This is a genomic window from Dactylosporangium siamense (assembly GCF_016862795.1).
GTDB lineage: Bacteria > Actinomycetota > Actinomycetes > Mycobacteriales > Micromonosporaceae > Dactylosporangium > Dactylosporangium siamense.
The window spans coordinates 94,205-113,017 of record NZ_BONQ01000029.1 but is presented as its reverse complement, the minus strand read 5'-3'; the positions used below and the strand labels follow the sequence as shown (position 1 = coordinate 113,017).

16 protein-coding genes are annotated in these 18,813 nt (G+C 73.4%); 9 read left to right on the top strand and 7 right to left on the bottom strand.

Annotation, left to right across the window (positions count from 1 at the left end; genetic code table 11):
• Positions 1 to 13 precede the first annotated feature (13 nt).
• A complete protein-coding gene (locus Dsi01nite_RS10095) occupies positions 14 to 1,891 on the top strand; it encodes a CheR family methyltransferase (protein WP_203845806.1) in 1,878 nt (625 codons plus the stop codon).
• On the opposite strand, the gene Dsi01nite_RS10090 is transcribed toward Dsi01nite_RS10095, so the two are convergent.
• Positions 1,888 to 3,576 (bottom strand): ATP-binding protein, encoded by a 1,689-nt coding sequence (locus tag Dsi01nite_RS10090; protein WP_203845805.1) that lies wholly within the window; start codon positions 3,574 to 3,576, stop codon positions 1,888 to 1,890. The two genes, Dsi01nite_RS10095 and Dsi01nite_RS10090, sit on opposite strands and share 4 nt — an antisense overlap.
• Entirely contained in the window at positions 3,573 to 4,328 is a 756-nt protein-coding gene (locus Dsi01nite_RS10085) for a response regulator (RefSeq protein WP_203845804.1), read from the bottom strand. Before Dsi01nite_RS10085 ends, Dsi01nite_RS10090 begins: the two co-directional genes overlap by 4 nt.
• Before the next feature lie 54 nt (positions 4,329 to 4,382).
• On the opposite strand from Dsi01nite_RS10085, the gene Dsi01nite_RS10080 reads away from it, so the two are divergent.
• Together Dsi01nite_RS10080 and Dsi01nite_RS10075 are read left to right on the top strand one after the other, a co-directional pair.
• Complete coding sequence (locus Dsi01nite_RS10080) at positions 4,383 to 4,595, top strand: hypothetical protein (RefSeq protein ID WP_203845803.1); 213 nt, start codon at positions 4,383 to 4,385, stop codon at positions 4,593 to 4,595.
• Between the two features lie 79 nt (positions 4,596 to 4,674).
• The gene (locus Dsi01nite_RS10075; RefSeq protein ID WP_203845802.1) at positions 4,675 to 5,034 is read left to right on the top strand and encodes an STAS domain-containing protein; all 360 of its coding nucleotides are present in this window, start codon (positions 4,675 to 4,677) and stop codon (positions 5,032 to 5,034) included.
• A 3-nt stretch (positions 5,035 to 5,037) separates the two neighbouring features.
• Here Dsi01nite_RS10075 and Dsi01nite_RS10070 read toward each other — a convergent pair whose 3' ends face one another.
• The 3 genes from Dsi01nite_RS10070 to Dsi01nite_RS10060 form a co-directional block, all read right to left on the bottom strand.
• Complete coding sequence (locus Dsi01nite_RS10070; protein WP_203845801.1) at positions 5,038 to 6,303, bottom strand: PP2C family protein-serine/threonine phosphatase; 1,266 nt, start codon at positions 6,301 to 6,303, stop codon at positions 5,038 to 5,040.
• A gap of 48 nt (positions 6,304 to 6,351) precedes the next feature.
• The gene (locus tag Dsi01nite_RS10065) at positions 6,352 to 7,107 is read right to left on the bottom strand and encodes an ATP-binding protein (protein ID WP_203845800.1); all 756 of its coding nucleotides are present in this window, start codon (positions 7,105 to 7,107) and stop codon (positions 6,352 to 6,354) included.
• A gap of 137 nt (positions 7,108 to 7,244) precedes the next feature.
• On the bottom strand, positions 7,245 to 8,372 hold the full coding sequence (locus Dsi01nite_RS10060) for a SigB/SigF/SigG family RNA polymerase sigma factor (protein ID WP_203845799.1): 1,128 nt from the start codon (positions 8,370 to 8,372) through the stop codon (positions 7,245 to 7,247).
• A gap of 480 nt (positions 8,373 to 8,852) precedes the next feature.
• Between Dsi01nite_RS10060 and Dsi01nite_RS10055 the strand changes: the two genes are divergently transcribed.
• On the top strand, positions 8,853 to 9,260 hold the full coding sequence (locus tag Dsi01nite_RS10055; protein ID WP_203845798.1) for a DUF1622 domain-containing protein: 408 nt from the start codon (positions 8,853 to 8,855) through the stop codon (positions 9,258 to 9,260).
• 2 nt (positions 9,261 to 9,262) lie between these two features.
• Here the strand turns inward: Dsi01nite_RS10055 and Dsi01nite_RS10050 are convergent, their stop codons facing one another.
• Entirely contained in the window at positions 9,263 to 9,874 is a 612-nt protein-coding gene (locus tag Dsi01nite_RS10050; RefSeq protein WP_203845797.1) for a TetR/AcrR family transcriptional regulator, read from the bottom strand.
• A gap of 48 nt (positions 9,875 to 9,922) precedes the next feature.
• Between Dsi01nite_RS10050 and Dsi01nite_RS10045 the strand changes: the two genes are divergently transcribed.
• From Dsi01nite_RS10045 to Dsi01nite_RS10025, 5 genes are all read left to right on the top strand, one after another.
• Positions 9,923 to 10,861, top strand: coding sequence for an NADP-dependent oxidoreductase (locus Dsi01nite_RS10045; RefSeq protein ID WP_203845796.1), 939 nt, complete (start codon positions 9,923 to 9,925; stop codon positions 10,859 to 10,861).
• An 86-nt stretch (positions 10,862 to 10,947) separates the two neighbouring features.
• A complete protein-coding gene (locus Dsi01nite_RS10040; RefSeq protein ID WP_239135807.1) occupies positions 10,948 to 11,565 on the top strand; it encodes an RNA polymerase sigma factor in 618 nt (205 codons plus the stop codon).
• The gene (locus tag Dsi01nite_RS10035) at positions 11,562 to 12,023 is read left to right on the top strand and encodes a hypothetical protein (protein ID WP_203845794.1); all 462 of its coding nucleotides are present in this window, start codon (positions 11,562 to 11,564) and stop codon (positions 12,021 to 12,023) included. Before Dsi01nite_RS10040 ends, Dsi01nite_RS10035 begins: the two co-directional genes overlap by 4 nt.
• A 74-nt stretch (positions 12,024 to 12,097) precedes the next feature.
• Positions 12,098 to 13,681: a S8/S53 family peptidase gene (locus Dsi01nite_RS10030; RefSeq protein WP_203845793.1), complete on the top strand. Its 1,584-nt coding sequence runs from the start codon at positions 12,098 to 12,100 to the stop codon at positions 13,679 to 13,681.
• Between the two features lie 90 nt (positions 13,682 to 13,771).
• The gene (locus Dsi01nite_RS10025; protein WP_203845792.1) at positions 13,772 to 16,279 is read left to right on the top strand and encodes a CHAT domain-containing protein; all 2,508 of its coding nucleotides are present in this window, start codon (positions 13,772 to 13,774) and stop codon (positions 16,277 to 16,279) included.
• 19 nt (positions 16,280 to 16,298) lie between these two features.
• On the opposite strand, the gene Dsi01nite_RS10020 is transcribed toward Dsi01nite_RS10025, so the two are convergent.
• Complete coding sequence (locus tag Dsi01nite_RS10020; RefSeq protein ID WP_239135804.1) at positions 16,299 to 18,686, bottom strand: putative bifunctional diguanylate cyclase/phosphodiesterase; 2,388 nt, start codon at positions 18,684 to 18,686, stop codon at positions 16,299 to 16,301.
• Between the last annotated feature and the right edge of the window lie 127 nt (positions 18,687 to 18,813).

Here is an 18,813-nt window from a genome sequence, read left to right as displayed (position 1 = left end):
GAAGGACGCAGTGGTGACCGAGACGAATCCGGACTTCGAAGCGCTGCTGGTGTATCTCAAAGAGGCCCGCGGCTTCGACTTCACCGGCTACAAGCGTTCGAGTCTCATGCGCCGCGTCGACCGCCGGATGGCCCAGGTCGATCTGCACGACTACAGTGACTACCTGGACCATCTCCAGGTCCACCCGGATGAGTTCACCGCGCTGTTCAACACGGTCCTCATCAACGTGACGGCGTTCTTCCGCGACACGGACGCCTGGTCCGCGCTGAGCCAGCGGGTGCTGCCCGGCCTGCTTTCCCAGCACGACGGCACGTTCCGGGTGTGGAGCGCCGGATGCGCCTCCGGCGAGGAGACCTACACCCTCGCCATCGTCCTGGCGGAGGCGCTGGGGATCGAGGCGTTCCGGGAGCGGGTCAAGATCTACGCCACGGACGTCGACGAGGAGAGCCTCGCGCACGCCCGGCAGGCCATCTACACCGAGCGTGACCTGCAGACCGTGCCGCGGGAGCTGGTCGAGCGGTATTTCGAGCCCACCGCGGGGCGGTACGTCTTCCGCAAGGACCTGCGGCGCTCGGTGATCTTCGGCCGCAACGACCTCGTCCAGGACGCCCCGATCTCCCGCATCGATCTGCTGGTGTGCCGCAACGCGCTGATGTACTTCAACGCCGAGACGCAGACCCGCATCCTGTCCCGGTTCCATTTCGCGCTCGCGCCCAACGGCGTGCTGTTCCTCGGCAAGGCCGAGATGCTGCTCAGCCACGCCAGCATGTTCGCCCCGATCGACCTGAAGCGGCGGATGTTCCACAAGGTCGCCCGGCCGATGGCCAACGGCAGCGCCTACTTCGCCGACACCTATCCGCCGCCGCCCAGGCCCGAGATGCACGCGCTGGACCGGTTGCGCAACGAGGCGTTCCATGCCAGCCCGGTCGCGCAGGTCGTGGTGACCGCGGACGGGCTCGTCGCGCTCACCAACCGGCACGCCGAGAGCCTGTTCGGGGTGTCGCCGCGGGACATCGGCCGGCCGTTCCGCGACCTGGACCTGTCGTACCGACCGGTGGAGCTGCGCGGATACATCGAGCAGGCACAGTTGGAGCGGCGGGTAGTGAAGATCGACAATATTGACCTGGCCAACGGGTCCGGCGATGTCGTCAACCTCAACGTCCAGATCAACCCGCTCGTCGACTCCGACGCCGCGCTGCTCGGCGTCGTCATCATCTTCCAGGACATGACCGCGGCCCGGCGGCTGCAGGACGAGCTGGAGATCGCCAACCGCCAGCTGGAGACCGCCTACGAGGAGCTGCAGTCCACCAACGAGGAGCTGGAGACCACGAACGAGGAGCTACAGTCCACGGTCGAGGAGCTGGAGACGACCAATGAGGAGCTCCAGTCCACCAACGAGGAGCTGGAGACGATGAATGAGGAGCTGCAGTCGACGAACGACGAGCTGCAGTCCATCAACGACGAGCTCCGCGACCGCACCACCCAGCTCAACGACACCAACTCGTTCATGGACGCCGTCCTGACCAGCCTGCAGGCCGGGGTCGTGGTCCTCAACCGGGAGATGCACATCCTGGTGTGGAACCGCCGGGCCGAGGACATGTGGGGGCTGCGCTCCGACGAGGCCGTCAACCAGCACTTCCTCAACATCGACATCGGTCTGCCGACCGGCCAGCTGCGTCCCCTGATCCGTGACGTCCTCACCGGTGGGCAGCAGCTGCAGGCGCCGCCGATGACCGCGGTGAACCGTCGCGGCCGCACCGTGAGCCTGCGGGTCGTGTGCAGCCCGCTGGCCAGCGAGGTCGCCGGGGCGGTCGGGGTGATCCTGGTGATGGAGGCGTTGGGCGAGGTGGAGACCGCCGCGCACCCGGCCGAGCTCGTCGAGGGGTCCTAGCTCAGCCGGTCGCCGGCGGCGGTCCAGGCTTCGAGCAGGCGGTCGAGCTGCTCCAGCTGCAAGGGCTTGGCGAGATGGGCGTCGAAGCCGGCGGCCCGGCTGGCGCGGCGGTCGGCGTCCTGGCTGTGACCGGAGACGGCCACGATGCGGGTGTGCCGGTGCAGGTCACTGCTACGGAGCCGGGCGACGACGTCGTAGCCGTTCAGGTCGTCGCCCAGCACCAGGTCGCACAGGATCAGGTCGAAGGTGCCGCGCCCCGCCACCCGCAGCGCGTCCACGGCGGTGGTGGCCACGGTGACCGTGTCTCCGTGCCGTTCGAGCAGCCGCCGGTACATGTCGGCGAGGTCGGCGTTGTCGTCGATGAGCAGGATCCGCAGCGGCGACCGGCCCGGGCCGGTCGGTGGTGGCGCGCTGTCGCGGTGGGGCGCGTCGGCGAGCGGGACGTGGACCGTGAAGGCGGCGCCGTGGCCGGGGCCGTCGCTGTGCGCGGTCACGGTCCCGTCGTGCAGCTCCACGATGCCGCGCACGACCGCGAGGCCCAGGCCGAGGCCGGCGGGCGCTTGGTCACCGACGACGGCCCGGGTGAACATCTCGAACAGCCGGGGGCCGGCGGTGGCGGGAAAGCCGGGTCCCGCGTCGCGGACACACAGCCGGGCCTGGGCCCCGACGACGTCGAGGTCGACCGTGACCGTCGTGCCGGGCGGGGTGTGCTTGTACGTGTTGTCGACCAGGTTGGCGATCATCTGGACCAGCCGGACCTGGTCACCGGTGACGATCGTCGGGGTGGCGGGCACGGTGACCGCCGGTGCGGCGCGGTCCGGGTGCGCGGCCGCGACGTCCTGGACGCCGGCCTCCACCAGGTCGGCGAGGTCCAGCGGCCGCCGCACGACCCGCTGCCGGCCGGAGACGAGGCGGGCGGCGTCCAGCAGATCGTCGGTCAACCGGGTCAGGGCGGTGAGCTGCCGGTCCAGCACCGCGCTGGCCGGGTGCCCGGCGACGTCCAGGGCGAGCACGTCGAGGGCGGCACGGGCGGCCGCGAGGGGGTTGCGGAGCTCGTGCGACAGCACCGCGATGAAGCGGTCCTTGGCCTCCTGCTGTGCGCGCAGCTCCGCGGTGGCCGCGGCCAGCTCGTCGTTGACCTCCCGCAGCTCACGGTTGGCGCGTTGCAGGTCGCCGGCGCGGGTGAACAGGTCCGCCTCCATCTGCTCGACGCGGGTCCGCAGCACCTCGGTGCGCTCGTCGCGGTCGTGGTCGTGGTCGTGCCGGCGGGCCTCGACGAGGTCGGTGACGTCCTGCACCCGGTGGATGATGAACGCGACGCTGCCGTCGTCGCGCAGGACGGGGGTGTTGACCGGGCTCCAGTACCGCAGGACGAAACCGCCGTCCTCGGTCCGCACGTCGTAGCGTTGCGCCGGCATCGCGTCCGGGCGGCGGGTCTCGACGACGGCCTGCAGGCTGCGGCGCAGGTTGCGCACGCCGTCGGCGTTCGGGTCGTCGGGGTTGTCGGGGAAGATGTCGAACATGTACCGGCCGGCCACCGCGTCCCTGTCGATCATGGTGGCTTCGGCGTAGGCGGTGTTCACCGTGACGATCGTGAAGTCCGCGGTCATGATCAGGTACGGCGACGGGGCCTGCTCGAACATCCGCCGGTAGTCGAGGTCGTCGACGTCCGTCGGGCGGGTCACGGGTCCAGCCGGTATCCGGAGCCGCGGACGGTGGTGATCTGCGGGACGGACCCGCCGGTGGCGGCGAGCTTGCGCCGCAGCCGGTACACGTGTTCGGTCACCGACGACGGGCTCTGCACCGACGGGTCCGACCCCCACACGGCGGCCAGGAGCTGCCCGGTCGTGAACACCCGCCGGGGTGCGGCCGCGAGCTGCGCCAGCAGCCCGTATTCCAGCGGCGTGAGCTCGACCGCCGCCGGCCCGACGGTGACCTCCCTGGCCTGCAGGTCGACGACGAGATCGCCGAGCTCCAGCAGGCGGACCGCCGGCTGCGGGTAGGTGCGGCGCAGGACGGCCCGGATACGGGCCGCGAGCTCCGGCAATGAGAACGGCTTGACCATGTAGTCGTCCGCGCCCAGCTCGAGGCCGACGACCCGCTCCTGCTCGGTGGTGCGTCCGGTCAGGATGATCACCGGGAGGTGCCGGCCGGCGCGGACGCCGCGCAGGAAGTCCAGGCCGTTGCCGTCGGGCAGCATGAGGTCCAGCACGAGCAGGTCGACTGGGCGTTGCCGCAGGACGGCGGCGGCGGTCCTGGCGTCGCCGGCGGTCACCACCTGGAAGCCGTCGCGGCGCAGGTAGGTCTCCGCCATCGCCAGGAGGTCCGGCTCGTCGTCGACGATCGCCACCAGGGGCCGGCTCACCTCGGCCTGCAACGGCTCGCGGCCGGCCGGCGTGTTGATCTGCTCGCCATGGTCCGGCGACCCCGCACCCATCTGCGCAACGTATCACCGTAACGGACGACTCGCCCACCAGCGAGGGGAGCAGCCATGATCTCCGACGACATCCTCACCGGCCAACTTGCCGCACCGCCGCGGCACGACCCGGTGACCTCCGCGCGGGCCGCGGCCGAGCGGCTCGCAGAGCGCCGCCGCGCCTCCGCAGCGCTGCTGGAACGGGCCAGGACGCTCATCGACTCCTCACACGCACGCTGCATGGCCCCGTTGCGCCAGCACTGCACGCACGGCACGGCCGGCCGGTAGTCGCCGCGTCCCAGGGCCGACCGCGCCCGGATGTGACTATGGTGACGCGGTAGGCGGGCGCAGTGATTGGAGACCGTGCGTGGACCTGTCGTTGTCGACCCGGCCGGGCCGCGGTTGCACGGTCGTGGTGGCGGCCGGGGTGCTGGACCTGGCCACGGTGCCCCAGTTGCGGACCTGCCTCGAGCTGGAGATGGACGGCGGCGCGCTGCGGATCGTGCTCGACCTCGCCGGTGTGCGGCTGATCGACTCCAGCGCCCTGGGCACGCTCGTGTCGGTGTCCAGGACGCTGCGGCAGCGGGCCGGTCTGCTGTGCCTGGCCGCCCCGCAGCCGATCGTGCGGCAGGTGTTCGAGCTGACCTCGGTGCAGCGCATCGTCGACGTCTACGACACCGTCGCGGCGGCCGAGGACGGCCTCGTCATGGCGGACGGGGCGGGCTGACCGTCAACCGGGCAGCGGCGCGCTGGCGCGGGCCAGGTCGGCGCCGGCGGAACTGCGCCTGAGCCGGCCGTGCCCGCCGTACCAGTCGATGATCAACAGGGTCGCGTCGTCGGCCAGGGTCGGACCGGCGACGCCCAGCACCGCGTCGGCCAGGGCGCGGGCGGCCTCCCGCGGATGGAGGTCGGCCATCGCCCGCAGCGCGGCGGTCAGGTCGAGCCCCGCCGCCCTGCGCTCCTGCATCCCGTCGGTGACGACCACCAGGCGATCACCGGGCAGCAACGTCACCTCGCCGGCGGCGAAGGTCGCGTCCGGGACCATGCCCAGCGGGAAGTTGCGCGGCGTCTCCACCGGCCGCACGTCACCGTCGCGGATCAGCAGCGGCGGCAGATGGCCCGCGTTGACCAGCTGGCAGACCCCGGTGGGCAGGTCGACCTGGCCGAGCACCGCGGTCACGAACGTGCTCGTGGGCCCGGCGTGCTCGGCCACCGCGGCGTTGGCGGCGCCGGCCTGCTCGGGCAGGCCCAGCCCGCGGCGGCGGCTGTTGCGCAGGCTGCCCACCCCCAGGGTGGCGGTCAGCGCGCTCGCGACGCCGTGGCCCATCGCGTCGGTGACGCTGAAATGCAGCACATGCCGGGCGAGGGTGTAGTCGAAGGTGTCCCCGCCGATGCTCGCCGCCGGCTCCAGCCACCCCGACAGGGTGAAGGCCCCGGCCTCGCAGGTGAACGCGCCCGGCAGCAGCCGGCGCTGGATCTCCGCGGACAGGTTGAACGGCGTGGTGCGCTGCCCCCACTCGAACAGGTCCGTGTGCCGCCGGTTCGCGATCACCACGAACCCCAGCAGGTGCGCGATCCGGCTGATCTCGGCCAGGTCCCGGGGGCCGGGCTGCGCCGGCAACGTCAGCTCCAGCAGCCCGATCGCCTCGCCGCGCTCCGTCACCGGCGCCCACACCGTCCAGGTGGCACCGTCGGGCCGCACCCGCACGGTCTGCATGCGCAGCGCCTGCTCCGGGCCTCCGCCGTCGAGCGGCACGACCGTGGCGACCTCGTCGTCACGGCGGCGACCCACCTCGTCGCCGTAGGCACCGCTGAGCGGCACGTGCGCCAGCCGGACCAGTGCCCGGCCGCCGAGATCGGCGATCAGGAACGAGACCATCAGCGCGTCGAGGGCCAGCCCCAGCTCCCGGGTGACCGCCTCCACGGCGTCCACCGGCGACGCGTCCTCGGCCGCGGCGAGCACCGCGGCAACCACCGGCGCGTCGATGTGAGCCACCCCCGGAGCATACGCAGCCGGTGTCCGGCCGCACCTCGCTCGTGCGGCCTACCGCGGGTCGGACGGCCGGCGGGTGCGCCGCAGTGTCACCCACACCACCTTGCCACCGGCGACCGCGACGGAGCCCCACGCGGCCGCCAGACCTTCGACGATCAGCAGTCCACGACCCGATTCGAGGTCGTCGTCGGCGACCGTCGGACGCGGCAGCCGGGAACTCCCGTCGCGCACCGAGACGTGCAGGTGATGCTCGCGCAGCGACAGCAGCAGCCGCATCGGGGTGCCGGCGTGCTGGATGCCGTTCGCGACGAGCTCGGTGACGATCAGCGCGGCGGTGTCCGCCAGGTGGGTGATCCGCCAGCGCTGGCAGGCGTCGTCGACCAGCCGGCGGGCGTCGGTGGTGGCGGACGGATGGGCCGGCAGCTGCAGCGCGGCGCGCAACGGACCCGGAGCGTGGGCGTGCAGCTCCAGCGCCTTCGTCTGCGACTCGGCGACCGTCACCCACCGGGTCACGGCCATTGCCTCCAACTGCCGCCGCAGGTCCGTGGGTGGACCGATGACGATCATGGCGATCCCGTCGGCGGCGGACTGCCGGGCCAGCATCGGCAGCGCCGTCAGGGCCAGGTCGTCCTCGGCCCGCAGCCCCGACACGTCGAGCAGGATCAGCTCCGGCTGGTCGGCGAGCGCCTTGAGCACGGCCCGGCGCAGCACCGGTGCGGAGGCGATGCTGAGCCGGCCGGTGGCATGGACCACCGACACGGGGAAGCCTCGCTCCAGGTCGCAGGCGAGCATCGGTTCGGCGGTCATGGCTCACCCGCCGATGCCGGCAACGACCACGTCGTGAAGGGTGCGCACATAGCGGTACGTTCCTTTCCGAGGCTCTCGTCGCCTACCCGCGGGTCGCCTCCGGAAACGCCGGTCACCGGCGTCCGGTGCGGCCGGGGCTAGCGGTCGGTCAGGTGCCGGTGCAGATAGTCCAGGGAGTGCCGCAGGAGCCGCGACACGTGCATCTGTGACAGGCCCACCTCGAGCGCGATCTCCGACTGGCTCTGGTTGCCGTAGAAGCGCAGGGACAGGATCCGCTGCTCCCGCTCCGGCAGCCGGGCGATGATCGCCTGCAGCGTCGCGCGGTCGTCGACGAGGTCGAGCCGCGGGTCCTCCGCGCCGACGGTGTCACCCAGCGTCTGCTCGTCGTCGGCGCCGGAGACGGGCAGGTCCAGCGACAGCGGCCGGGTGGACCCGGTCGACTCCATCATCTCCAGGATCTGCCCGGTGTCGACGTCGAGGTGCGCGGCGAGCTCCGGGGCGCTCGGCGCGTGCCCGAGCGTCTGGGTGAGATCGTCGCGGGCCCGGTTGGCGGCGAGCCGCAGCTCCTGCAGGCGGCGGGGGAGCCGGATGCCGGCGTTGCGGTCGCGGAAATGCCGTTTGATCTCTCCGATGACGGTCGGTGTGGCATAGGTGCCGAACTCGACGCCACGCACGGCGTCGAACCCGTCGACCGCCTTGACCAGACCCAGCGCGGCGACCTGCAGCAGGTCATTGATCGAGTCGGAGTGGAAGCGTCGGGCGAGCCGGTACGCGGCCGGCAGGCACCGCTCGATGATGTCGTCCCGCAGGCGGACCCGGGCCGGGTCCTGCGGTGCGAGCCGATGCAGGCTGCTGAGCAGGTCGGTCACCTCGACCGGCCACAGTCCGTGCGCGGCGGGAGCGCCGTCGAGCGGCACGACGCGCCGTTCGAGGCCGGTCGCGGGCCAGTCGAGCTCGTCGTAGGCCCGCAGCTTCTTCGCGACTCCGGTGATCTCCAGGGCGGTCAGCACCGCCCCGGTCGCACCGGCCACGTGCAGCCCGCCGCCGAGCTGCTCGGCCCGGCGCAGCAGGTAGAGCAGCGCCCTGATGGCGCCGGCGTCGAGCAGGCGGAGCCTGGTGACGTCGACGGCGATGTGGTGCCGTCCGTCGTCGAAGAGCTCGAACATCACGTGTCGCACGAACGGCGCGGCGGCGAAGTCCAGCGTGCCGGTCAGCTCGACCAGACCACCGTCCTCGTGCGTCGACACCGTGACCGTGAGATCCATGCCTTCTCCTCCTGGGCCTGCTCAGCGGTGGTGTACGCACCTGCGTGCGGCATCACCCGGCGCTCATTCCCAAGGGTGGCCGTTGTCCCAGCGCGGTCCGTGCACTCACCGCCCGACGGGCTGGCGGCCGGCCGCATCCCCATAATGTGACCCGGCCCACACACTACTCCCGTTCGGTGACCACGGCAGTAGGTGGCTATGACGCTACGTCGCCGTCTTCGCCCGGCGGGGCGCCACGCCAGCGCCATCGCTCGGGACGTGGGTGCCCCGGCAGGTCGCGCCGCCCGGCGGACCACAGCAGCACGGCCCACGGGTCCAGCCCGTCCAGCGCGGCCGGAGTCTCCGGGAACAACCGGGTGAGCCCCTGCTTCCACAACCGGCGTGGACCCGTGAGCCCGTCGGGGCGCGAGTCCGGCGACGAGGACCGCCGGCCGTTCCGAGGCTGGTACGTTCGGCTCGATCGACGGGTGGGAGAGCCGCATGACGTTCACCGAGCTGATGGAGCACGCGGCGCAGGGATTCGACGCGTTGGGCGCCGGGGTGCTGGTGGTCGGGCTGCTCTGGTCGGTGGGGCTGGCCCTGCGGACGTGGCGGTCCGCTGGCGGGAGGCCCGCGTATCAGGCGCTGCGGGAGAGCTTCGGCGGCGTGCTGCTGCTCAGCCTCGAGGTGCTCGTCGCCGCGGACCTGATCCGCACCGTGGCCGTCGCGCCGACGACAGAGAACGTGGCGGTGCTCGGTCTCATCGTGCTCATCCGGACGTTCCTGAGCTTCTCGCTGCAGGTGGAGATCGACGGCGCCCTGCCGTGGCGCCGCGCGGTGACCAGCGGTGCGGTGCACATCGCCCGGGCCGCCGGCAAGGCCCGCGAGGCGTCGGCGGACGGCAGCTGAGCTCAGCGGGCCGGCAGCGGCAGGCGGACCGGTGGGGGCAGCGGCGCCCGGACCGGGTCGGCCTGAAACGACTGGAGCATCAGGGCCGCGAAGCGCCGCGTCGCGGCCACCCGCAGGCGCGGCGACTCGGCCCGGATGCCGTCGTTCGCCATCAGCGCGAGGATCACGTCCTCCAGCACGAAGTCGGCCCGCAGCGCGCCGGCGGCCTGCGCCCGGCGGATGAGCTCGAGCAGCAGGCGCAGCGTCGTGTCCCGGTCGGCGGTGAGATACGGCGACGGCGGCGACGTGAACGCCCGGGCGAACCCGCGGTCGAGGGCGTGGACCTCCATCAGCCGCTCGATGACGAGCCGGAACCCGTCCCACGGATCCTCCGCCGCCAGGCCCTCCCGCACGACGCTCGAGCACAGCGCCATCTGCTCGGCGAAGGCCTCGGCCAGCAGCGCCTCCTTCGTCGGGAACCGGCGGTACAGCGTCGCCACGCCGACCTGGGCGCGCCGCGCGATCTCCCGCAGCGGCACGTCGAGCCCCTCCGTGGCGAAGGCGAGGCGGGCGGCGGCGAGGATGCGCGAACGGTTGTCGCGCGCGTCGGAGCGGAGACTCACTTGATCCGTCACCGCTCTCACTTTAGCCAAACGGACGGGGTGCTCCGTTACGGTCCGGCCATGAGAGCTGTGCAGTTCAGCGACTACGGCCCGCCCGGCGTGGTGCACGTAGCGGAGGTCGAGGCGCCGCACGCCGGGCCGGGCACGATCCGGATCGCGGTGCGGGCGTCCGGGCTGTCGGTGGGGGAGACCCTCATCCGCGCCGGGACGCTGCGGGACCTGGTGCCGGTGGCGTTTCCCTACCGGACCGGGTTCGACGCGGCCGGCGTCGTCGACCAGATCGGCGCCGGCGTCACCGGTGTCGACGTCGGAGACCCGGTGTTCGGCATGACGAGCACGACCGGTCGCGGCGCCAACGCCGACCACGCGGTCCTGACCGCCTGGGCGCCGAAACCCGTCGGGTGGAGCTGGGAGGAGGCGGGCGGCGCCGCGGGCACCGTCGAGACCGGCATCCGGGTCCTGGACCGGCTCCGGGTCGGCGCCGGGCACACGGTCCTCGTGCAGGGCGCGGCCGGCGGGGTCGGCGCCGTCGCCGTCCAGCTCGCGGCGGCTCGTGGGGCCACCGTCATCGGTACCGCCGCCGAACGCAATCACGACTTCCTGCGCTCGCTGGGCGTGACGCCGACGACCTATGGTCCGGGTCTGGTCGGGCGGGTCCGCGCGCTGGCACCGCACGGCGTGGACGCGGTGTTCGACTGCGCCCGGGGTGCGCTGCCCGACCTGATCGCGATCGCCGGGGACCCGGCCCGCGTGGTGACGATCGCGGACTTCGCGGCCGCCGCCCACGGCGTCCACTTCTCGCGCAGCGCCCCGGCCGGCGACACCGGCGCGGGCGCGGACCCGCTGGCCGTGCACAGCCTGGACATCGCGGCGGGGCTGGCCGGGCAGGGCCGGCTGCGGGTGCCGGTCGCGGCGGCGTTCCCGCTCACCGGGGCCGCCGCCGCCCACGACCTCGCCGGACGCAGTCACGCCCCGGGAAAGATCGTCCTGGTCAACTGAACGGCGCAAGGGGCGGTCAAAAGTTTCCGGATCTTTTTCGCGCGGGGATGTATCAGGAGGCCCCCGCCGGCACACCTGTGTGCGTGATGCAACGCGACGCCCCCGTTCCGGGGGCTCCGATCGTCGGCGGCGACGCTCCGATCTGGGACGCCGTGGCGCAGGCGTTCGGCGACTGGCGGGATCGCGGCGACCGCGAGGCGCTGGACCGGCTCGTCCGGCTGCTGACGCCGGTGCTGTGGCAGGTCGTGCGGGCGTACGGGCTGGACCGCGCGGAGGCGGAGGACGTCGTCCAGACGACCTGGCTGGCGGTCATGGGCAAGGCGGGCACCGTCCGCGAGCCGCACGCCGTGGGCCGTTGGATCACCACCGTCGCTCGGCGGGAGGCGTGGCGGGTGACCCGGCACGGGCTGCGGGAGCGGCCGGCCGACCTGCTGCGGGTGGACGGGGAGATCGACGGGTCGCCGGACCCCGCGGTCGAGGTCGTCCTGCACAGCAGCGTCGCGCGGCTCTGGCACCACGTCGCGGAGCTGCCCGAGCGCTGCCGGCGGCTGCTGCGCGTGATCGCCTTCGCCGAGCGGCCGGACTACGCCACGTTGTCCGCCGAGATGGACATGCCGGTCGGTGCGATCGGGCCGACCAGGGGCCGGTGCCTGGAGAAGTTGCGCCGCAATCTCGACGGCGATCCGGAATGGAGCGACCAATGAGTCCTGATGAGCAGCTGTTGGCCGCCATGCGCACCATGTGGGAGCGCACCGATCCGTGCCCGCCGGATCTCGCCGAGCGGGTGCTGTTCCGGCTGGGCCTGGAGCAACCGGACGTCGAGCTGATGGTCTTCCAGTCGGCGCTGACCGGGGCGGGAGCGCGCACCACGGAAGTGACCGACACGGTCATCTTCGAGTCGCAGCGGCTGGCGTTGACCATCACGGTCTCCGACGGGCGGCTGCGGCAGCGCCGCCGGGTCGACGGGTGGATCAGTCCGTCAGCAGCGTTGCGGGTGTGCCTGCACGGCGCCCAGGGCGTGCTGGAGGAGACTGCTGATGAGGACGGCCGGTTCGCATTCGTGGACGTGGCCGGTGGGTTCGTGCATTTCACCGTCGAGCCGACGGCGGGCGCCGCGGTGCGCCTCGACCATCCGGTGGCGACACCGGCGATTTCGATCTGACCTCGCTCGAGTCTGGAGACCACACGATGACGACGCCCCGATCGGACGGACCTGAGTCCGACTACGACCCAGTCATGCCGGGTGCGGAGATCCTGTCCCGCTACGGTGCCCGGCTGCTCGATCCCCTGACCGCCCCGCTGTTCCCGGGGCAGCGCATCCGCCCGACCGTCTACCTGGCGGACCGGCTGCTGATCACGACCGAACCACCGACGAGCTGGAGCCGGGCACGGGCCGAGTGGCGGCCGACCGTCGTGGACCTGCTCTGCACCGCCGCCCGCGACGTCGGTCTTGACGCCACCTGTGACACCGTTGCCGAGCTCACCGCCGACACCGCGGACCGCACGGACGGCTCCGACGGCGGGGTCACCACGTTCACGATGCGGTTGGCGCCGACATCGGAGGGCAACGCGGTCAACGTCGACGCCTGGACGGTGCTGCAGCGGGCCCGGCGGCTCGCCGACCCGGACCCGGCCGCGAGACTGGACGGGCCCGGCTATCCACGCCTGCCCGGTGTCGGGTTGGACCACCTGATGTCGATCCAGCCGTACCGTCCGGCACCGTTCGACTCGCCACATCCGTTCGACTCGCCGCACCCGTTCGACTCGCCGCATCCGTACGCCGATCTGGCCTACAGCGGCCCGCGACCGATCGCGCTGGTGCTGGACCTCCCCGCACCGACGGGACCGGAACCGGCCGGACCGGAGGCGGCCCTGCCGGCGTCGACCAGGCCAGGACCGGACGGACCATGCGATCCGGATCTGGAGCCGCCGGCCCGGCGTGTGCCGGTCGTTGCCGTCGTGGACACCGGCTGCGGTGAGCATCAGTGGCTGGCCAAGGTGCGGTGGACGCCGCTGCAGAAGGCGGGCGCCGGCGCCGCCACGGCGCCGAGGGAGTACCGGGGTGCGGCGAACCGGCCGCTGGACGGGCTCCGCGACCCGCTCGCCGGGCACGGCACGTTCATCTGCGGTCTGGTGCGGCAGGTGTGCCCCGAGGCGGACATCATCGCGATCCCGGTGATCGAGGCTGACGGCACGATCCCGGAGAGCAACCTGATCGCGGCCGTCAACCAGATCACCGCGATGGTCAAGGGCGGCGACCCGGTCGACGTCGTGTCGATCTCGATGGGTCACTACCACGAGGACCCCGACGACGTCGCCGCGACGAACGCCCTGTATTCGTCGCTGCGGACGCTGACCGCGCTCGGTGTCGTGGTGGTCATGTCCGCCGGAAACGACTGCACGGCCCGGGAGAACTACCCGGCCGCGCTCGCCGAGCCGGGCAGGTACCAGTGGGACGGGGTGCCCGTGGTGAGTGTCGGCGCGCTCAACCCGGACGGCAGGACGGTGGCGATGTTCAGCAACACGGGCGCGTGGGTCACCGCGTGGGCGTGCGGCGCCGCGCTGGTCAGCACGATGCCGGAGGACTTCCAGTTCAGCCTGCAGGCGAGCGCGCGGACCAGGGACGAGGCTTCCAGCCAGGACCGCGCCAGCGTGGACCCGGACGACTTCTCGAGCGGGTTCGCGATCGGCTCGGGCACGTCGTTCGCCACGCCCGTGGTCGCCGGCCGGATCGCGAAGCGGCTCGCCGCGTTGGGCGCCCTCGACCTGCAGCAGATCAAGCTGCGCAGCGAGGCGGTCCGGCAGGTCATCGCGAGGTAGCCCGTCCGGAGCCGTTCCCGGCCGGGCCACCGGCCGGGAACGGCGCGCCCCTGTGCCGCCGCGACAACGCACTGGCGCACAATGGCCCCCATGGGCGCGGCGACCGCTACCGAACTGCACCAGCAGGCACAGCGCGAGGCCGAACGGGGGCGCAGGTCGGCGGCGTACGTGCTGCTGCAGCGGGCGCTCACCCGGGACCCGGATCCGGTGCGCCGGGCGCACATCCTGATCAGCCTGTCCTATCACGAGGCGGAGCGGCGCCGGCTGATGGACGGCCTCGCGCTGCTCGACGAGGCGGACTCCCTGCCGGACCTGCCGGCCGCACTGCGGGGGCTGACGGCCAGCCAGCGCGGGCTGCTGTACCAGCGGGCCGGGGAGCTCAACCGCGCGGCCGCCAGCTACGACCTGGCGCTCGGCCTGTTCAGCGAGGCCGAACCGGAGGGCATGTGCCGAAACCTGCTCAACCGGGGGCTCGTCAACATGCAGCGCGGCCGCAACCGGGCCGCCCGGTCGGACTTCGCCCGCTGCGCGGAGGTCGCCGCCCGGCACAAGCTGGACGTCCTCGCCGCCAAGGCCTCCCACAACCTCGGCTACCTGCAGATGCTCGCCGGGGACCTGCCGACCGCGCTGCGCATGATGGACGGCGTGGCGCCGGTGCTGATGACCCAGTCGCCGCTGCACGCGGGCGTCTGCCACGTCGACCGGTCGCAGGCGCTGGTCGCCGCCGGGCTGTTCCGGGAGGCGGACGACGAGCTGCGCACGGCGGCGACCCTGTTCCAGGCGGCCCGCTCGACCCACGACCTCGCGGTCGCCGAGCTCGGGCAGGCCCAGCTGGCGCTGCTGGATGAGCGGTGGACCGACGCGGGGGCCACGGCGGCGCGGGCCCGCCGCCGGTTCGCCGGCCGGGGCACCAGCGCCTGGGCGATGCTGGCCGGGCACGTCGCCATCGCCGCCAGGGTCGGCGCGGGCATGCACCGGGCGGCCACCGTCCAGGCGCTCCGGCTGGCCGACCGGCTGCAGGGCGCGGGCCTGCACGACGAGGCCCGCCGCAGCCGGCTGACCGCCGCGCTCGCCGCCCTCGCGGGTGCCGGGCCAGGCCGGGTCGCCCGGGCCCGCCGGGCCGCCGGCCAGGCGATCGCGTTGCGGGCGCGGGACCCGATCGCGACCCGCCTCCAGGCGCGCACGGTCCGGGCGGCGCTCGCCGACGCGGGCGGCCGGCCCGCCGCCGCCGACCGGGAGCGGCGCGCCGCGATGGCCGACGTCCACCGGTACCAGGCCTCCTTCGGCAGCCTGGACCTGCAGACCGCGATCGGCAGCCACGCCCACCGCATCGCCGAGGACGGCCTCGCCCGGGCTCTGTCGACCGGCCGGCCGGCGACCGTGTTCGGCTGGGCGGAGCGCGCCAGGGCCCTGTCCGCGCGGCTGCCGCCGGTGCTGCCGCCGGACAACGACGAGGCGGCCGACCTGCTGGAGGACCTGCGGCACGCCCGGCGGGAGCTGCACGAGCAACTGCTTGCCGGGCGGGTGGACGCGCGGTTGCGGGTCCGCTGCGCGCAGCTGGAGCAGCTGGTCCGGCAGCGTTCCTGGTATACGCCGGGACCGGCGCAGACGCGCGCCGCGGCGCCGCTGCCGCAGCTTCGGGAGCGGCTCGGCGCGGCGTCGGCGACGTTCGTCGCGCACCTCATCGCGGGGGACCGGCTGTGCGCCCTCGTCGTCACGGCGCGGCGCCAGTCGGTGGTCGACCTCGGCAGCGCCGAACCGGTGCTGGAGACGCAGCGAAGGCTGCGCCGCGACCTGGACCTGCTGGCCCTGTCGACGGTGCCCAAGCAGGTGCGCGAGACGATCCGGGCCAGCCGCCGCTCCGCGCTCGCCCGCCTCGACGCCGCGCTGTGGCACCCGTTGCGGGCCGCGGTCGAGGACGGCCCCGTGCTGCTCGCGCCGTCGGCGCAACTGGCGACGGCGCCGTGGACGCTCATGTCGACGCTGCGGGGCCGGGCCGTCGCCGTGGTCCCGTCGGTGACGGCGTGGCTCGCGGCGCATGAACGCCCGCCGATGCCGGCCGCGCCCGTCGTCGCGTTCGCCGCCGGTCCGGACCTGGCCCGGTCCGCGGAGGAGATCGGGCTGCTGGCCGGAGTCTGGTCGAGCTCGGCCACGGCGGTGACGACCGCCGCGGGCGTGCGCGCGGCGGCGGCCCGGGCGGACATCCTGCACGTCGTGGCGCACGGCACGCACGAGCCCGACAACCCCCTGTTCTCGCACCTGGTCCTCGGCGACGGGCCGCTGTTCGGCTACGAGTTCGAGCGGCTCGCGAAACTGCCGCACCACGTGGTGCTGTCCGCCTGCGAGCTCGGGCTGGCCGGTGCGCGGCCGGCCGACGAGACGCTCGGCATGACGGTCGCGATCCTGCACGCCGGCGCCGGCAGCGTGGTCGCGGGGGTGGCGCTGGTGTCCGACGCGATCGCCTGCCGGGTCGCGGCCGCGCATCACACCGGGCTGCGCGGTGGGCTGTCGCCGGCAGCGGCGCTGGCCGGCGCGATCGGTGCGCTCGACCCGGACGAGGACCCGCCGCCGCTGGTCTGTTTCGGTGCCGGTTGGTGAGCGGCCGACCGGCCGCGGGTCACGCCGCGGCGGGCTGCGGGACCTGGCGCCGCGCGAGGGCCTCGGGGAGCAGCGGCCGGGCGTAGTGGTATCCCTGCGCGTAGCGGTAGCCGAGCCGGCGCAGCTCGGCCGCCTGCTCCGCGGTCTCGACGCCCTCGGCGACGGCGCGCAGGTGCAGGCCGTTGCTGATGTCGATGAGCGCGGCGGCGATGACGGCGTGCTCACCGCCGTGGGTGACGGTGTCCACGAAGGACTTGTCGACCTTCAGCAGGTCCACCGGGCAGGTGCGCAGCAGCCCCAGCGACGAGTGGCCGGTGCCGAAGTCGTCGAGGGCGACGGTCACCCCCAGGGCCTTGAGCGCGTGGAGTTCCAGCAGGGCGGCGCCGCCGTCGAACACCGCGGTCTCGGTGACCTCGACGGTCAGGTGCCGGGCCGGCAGTCCGGTGCGGCGCAGGATCGCGGCGACCTCGGCGGCGAACCCGGCCTCGCGCAGCTGCCGGGCCGACACGTTGACGCTGACGGTCTCCGGGGCGGCCGGGCCGAGCTCGCGCCGCCACCGGACGGCCTGGCCGCACGCCTCGGCAAGGATCCAGGCGCCGAGCGGGACGATGAGGCCGGTGCGTTCGGCGGCGGGGATGAAGTCGACCGGCGGGATCGGTCCACGGTCCGGGTGGTTCCAGCGGATGAGGGCCTCCACGCCGTACAGGCTGCCGTCGTTCATGTCGACGATCGGCTGGTACACCAGGTGCAGCTGCCCGGTGTCCAGCGCGGTGCGCAGATCGCCGGCGATGCGGGCCTGCTCGGCGCCGCGCTGGTCCATGGCCGGCGTGTAGCTGCTCCAGCGGCCCTTGCCCTGGTTCTTGGCCTCGTACATGGCCACGTCGGCGCGGCGCAGCAGTTCCGCCGCGGTGTCGCCGGTGCGGGCCGCGGCGAGGCCGATGCTGGCCTCCACGACGAGGTCGTGCCCGGCGCAGTGCTGCGGCAGCCGCAGCGACGTGGTGATGGTGTTCAGGGTCCGCTCGTGCGCGGCCTGGTCGGTGCTGTGCAGCAGCAGCGCGTACTCGTCGCCGCCGAGCCGGGCCACGGTGGCGCCGGCCGGGACGTGCGCGGTGAGGACCTCGCCGACCGCCTGGAGCAGGGCGTCGCCGACGGCGTGGCCGAGCTCGTCGTTGATGCCCTTGAAGTTGTCGAGGTCGATGACCGCCACGCTCACCGCGTCGTCACCGGTCGCCAGCGCCGCGGTGGTGGCGTCGGCGAACACGGTGCGGTTCGCCAGTCCCGTGAGCGCGTCATGGCTGGCCTGATGCGCGAGCTTGCGTTGGTACGAGTGCAGGTCGCGCACCCGCGAGTCCAGCTGCTTGACCAGCCGGGCGTTGTCCTGCAGCCGGGCGTCGAGCTGCTGCAGCAGGGCCGCGTTGTCGCGCAACGCGATGATCTGCCGGGCGGCGACGAGCACGGTGACGGTGATCGCGCCGACGGCGACGACGACGTTGTCGGGGGAGCCCTGGATGGACGACAGCAGCAGCAGCCCGCCGGTGGCCACGACCGCGGCGTAGGGCATGGTGCTCAGTTTGCGGCCCGGCGGCCGGTCGGGGACGGGTGCGAGGGACGCGGCCCGCAGCTGCCGGTCGGCGGCCAGGCACAGCACCAGGCAGGTCGCCGGCAGGATCAGGTGGGCGGTGTTGAGGTGCGGCCGGGACGCCAGCAGCGGCGCGAGCGACCCGCCGCCCGCGCCGACGGCGCCGGTGAGCGCGAGCAGGTGCAGCGCCCGCCGGTCGATCGGGCCGGTCCCGGTGAACGCGACCTTGATGAACGCGAAGACGCAGATGAAGCCGCCGCCGACGACGGTGAGCGCGGACCACGTGTCCCCGGCGCTGCCGGCGAACCAGGTCTCCCAGCGCGGGTACACCAGATGCCACGCGAACGTGAGGGTGGTGACGATGACCGTGGCGATGTCGAGCCCGAACCGGGTCCAGGCGCCGCCGGTGCGACGCGTCCCGGGGATGCGCAGCAGGCCGATCATCATGACCAGCAGGCCGCTGAGGTAGATGGCCGAGGTGACACCGCTGACGTGCTGGTTGCGGTCGGTGCCGATGAGGTTGTCGCGGGCGTTGCTCATCGCGCCGCACCCGACCAGCACCAGCCCGACGCTGACATACCGCCAGAACGTGCGCGGCTGGTCCCCGCCCGGTGAGCCGCCGGCCCGCCACGAGCTGGCCGCGGCGACGGGGACGCTCACCAGCAGCGCCGACCAGCCGAGCAGCGACGGTGTCTCGTACACCAGCCCGACGCCGAACCACAGCGTCGACAGGACGACCAGAGCGGCGGCGACAGCGAGGGAGCCGGTCACCCGCAACGGTGCCACCACGCCACCGGTCGGGCGGCTGGTGGGTGGCGAGGCGCTCATGGCCGCACTATCGGCCCCCGCCGGCCCGCCCTGAGCGCCGCTCAGGTGCGAAACGGGCGTTCTCGCACCCGTGCCGGTCTGAGTGGCGGTACCTACCCGAGATGGGTAACCCGACTCAGGACCGCGG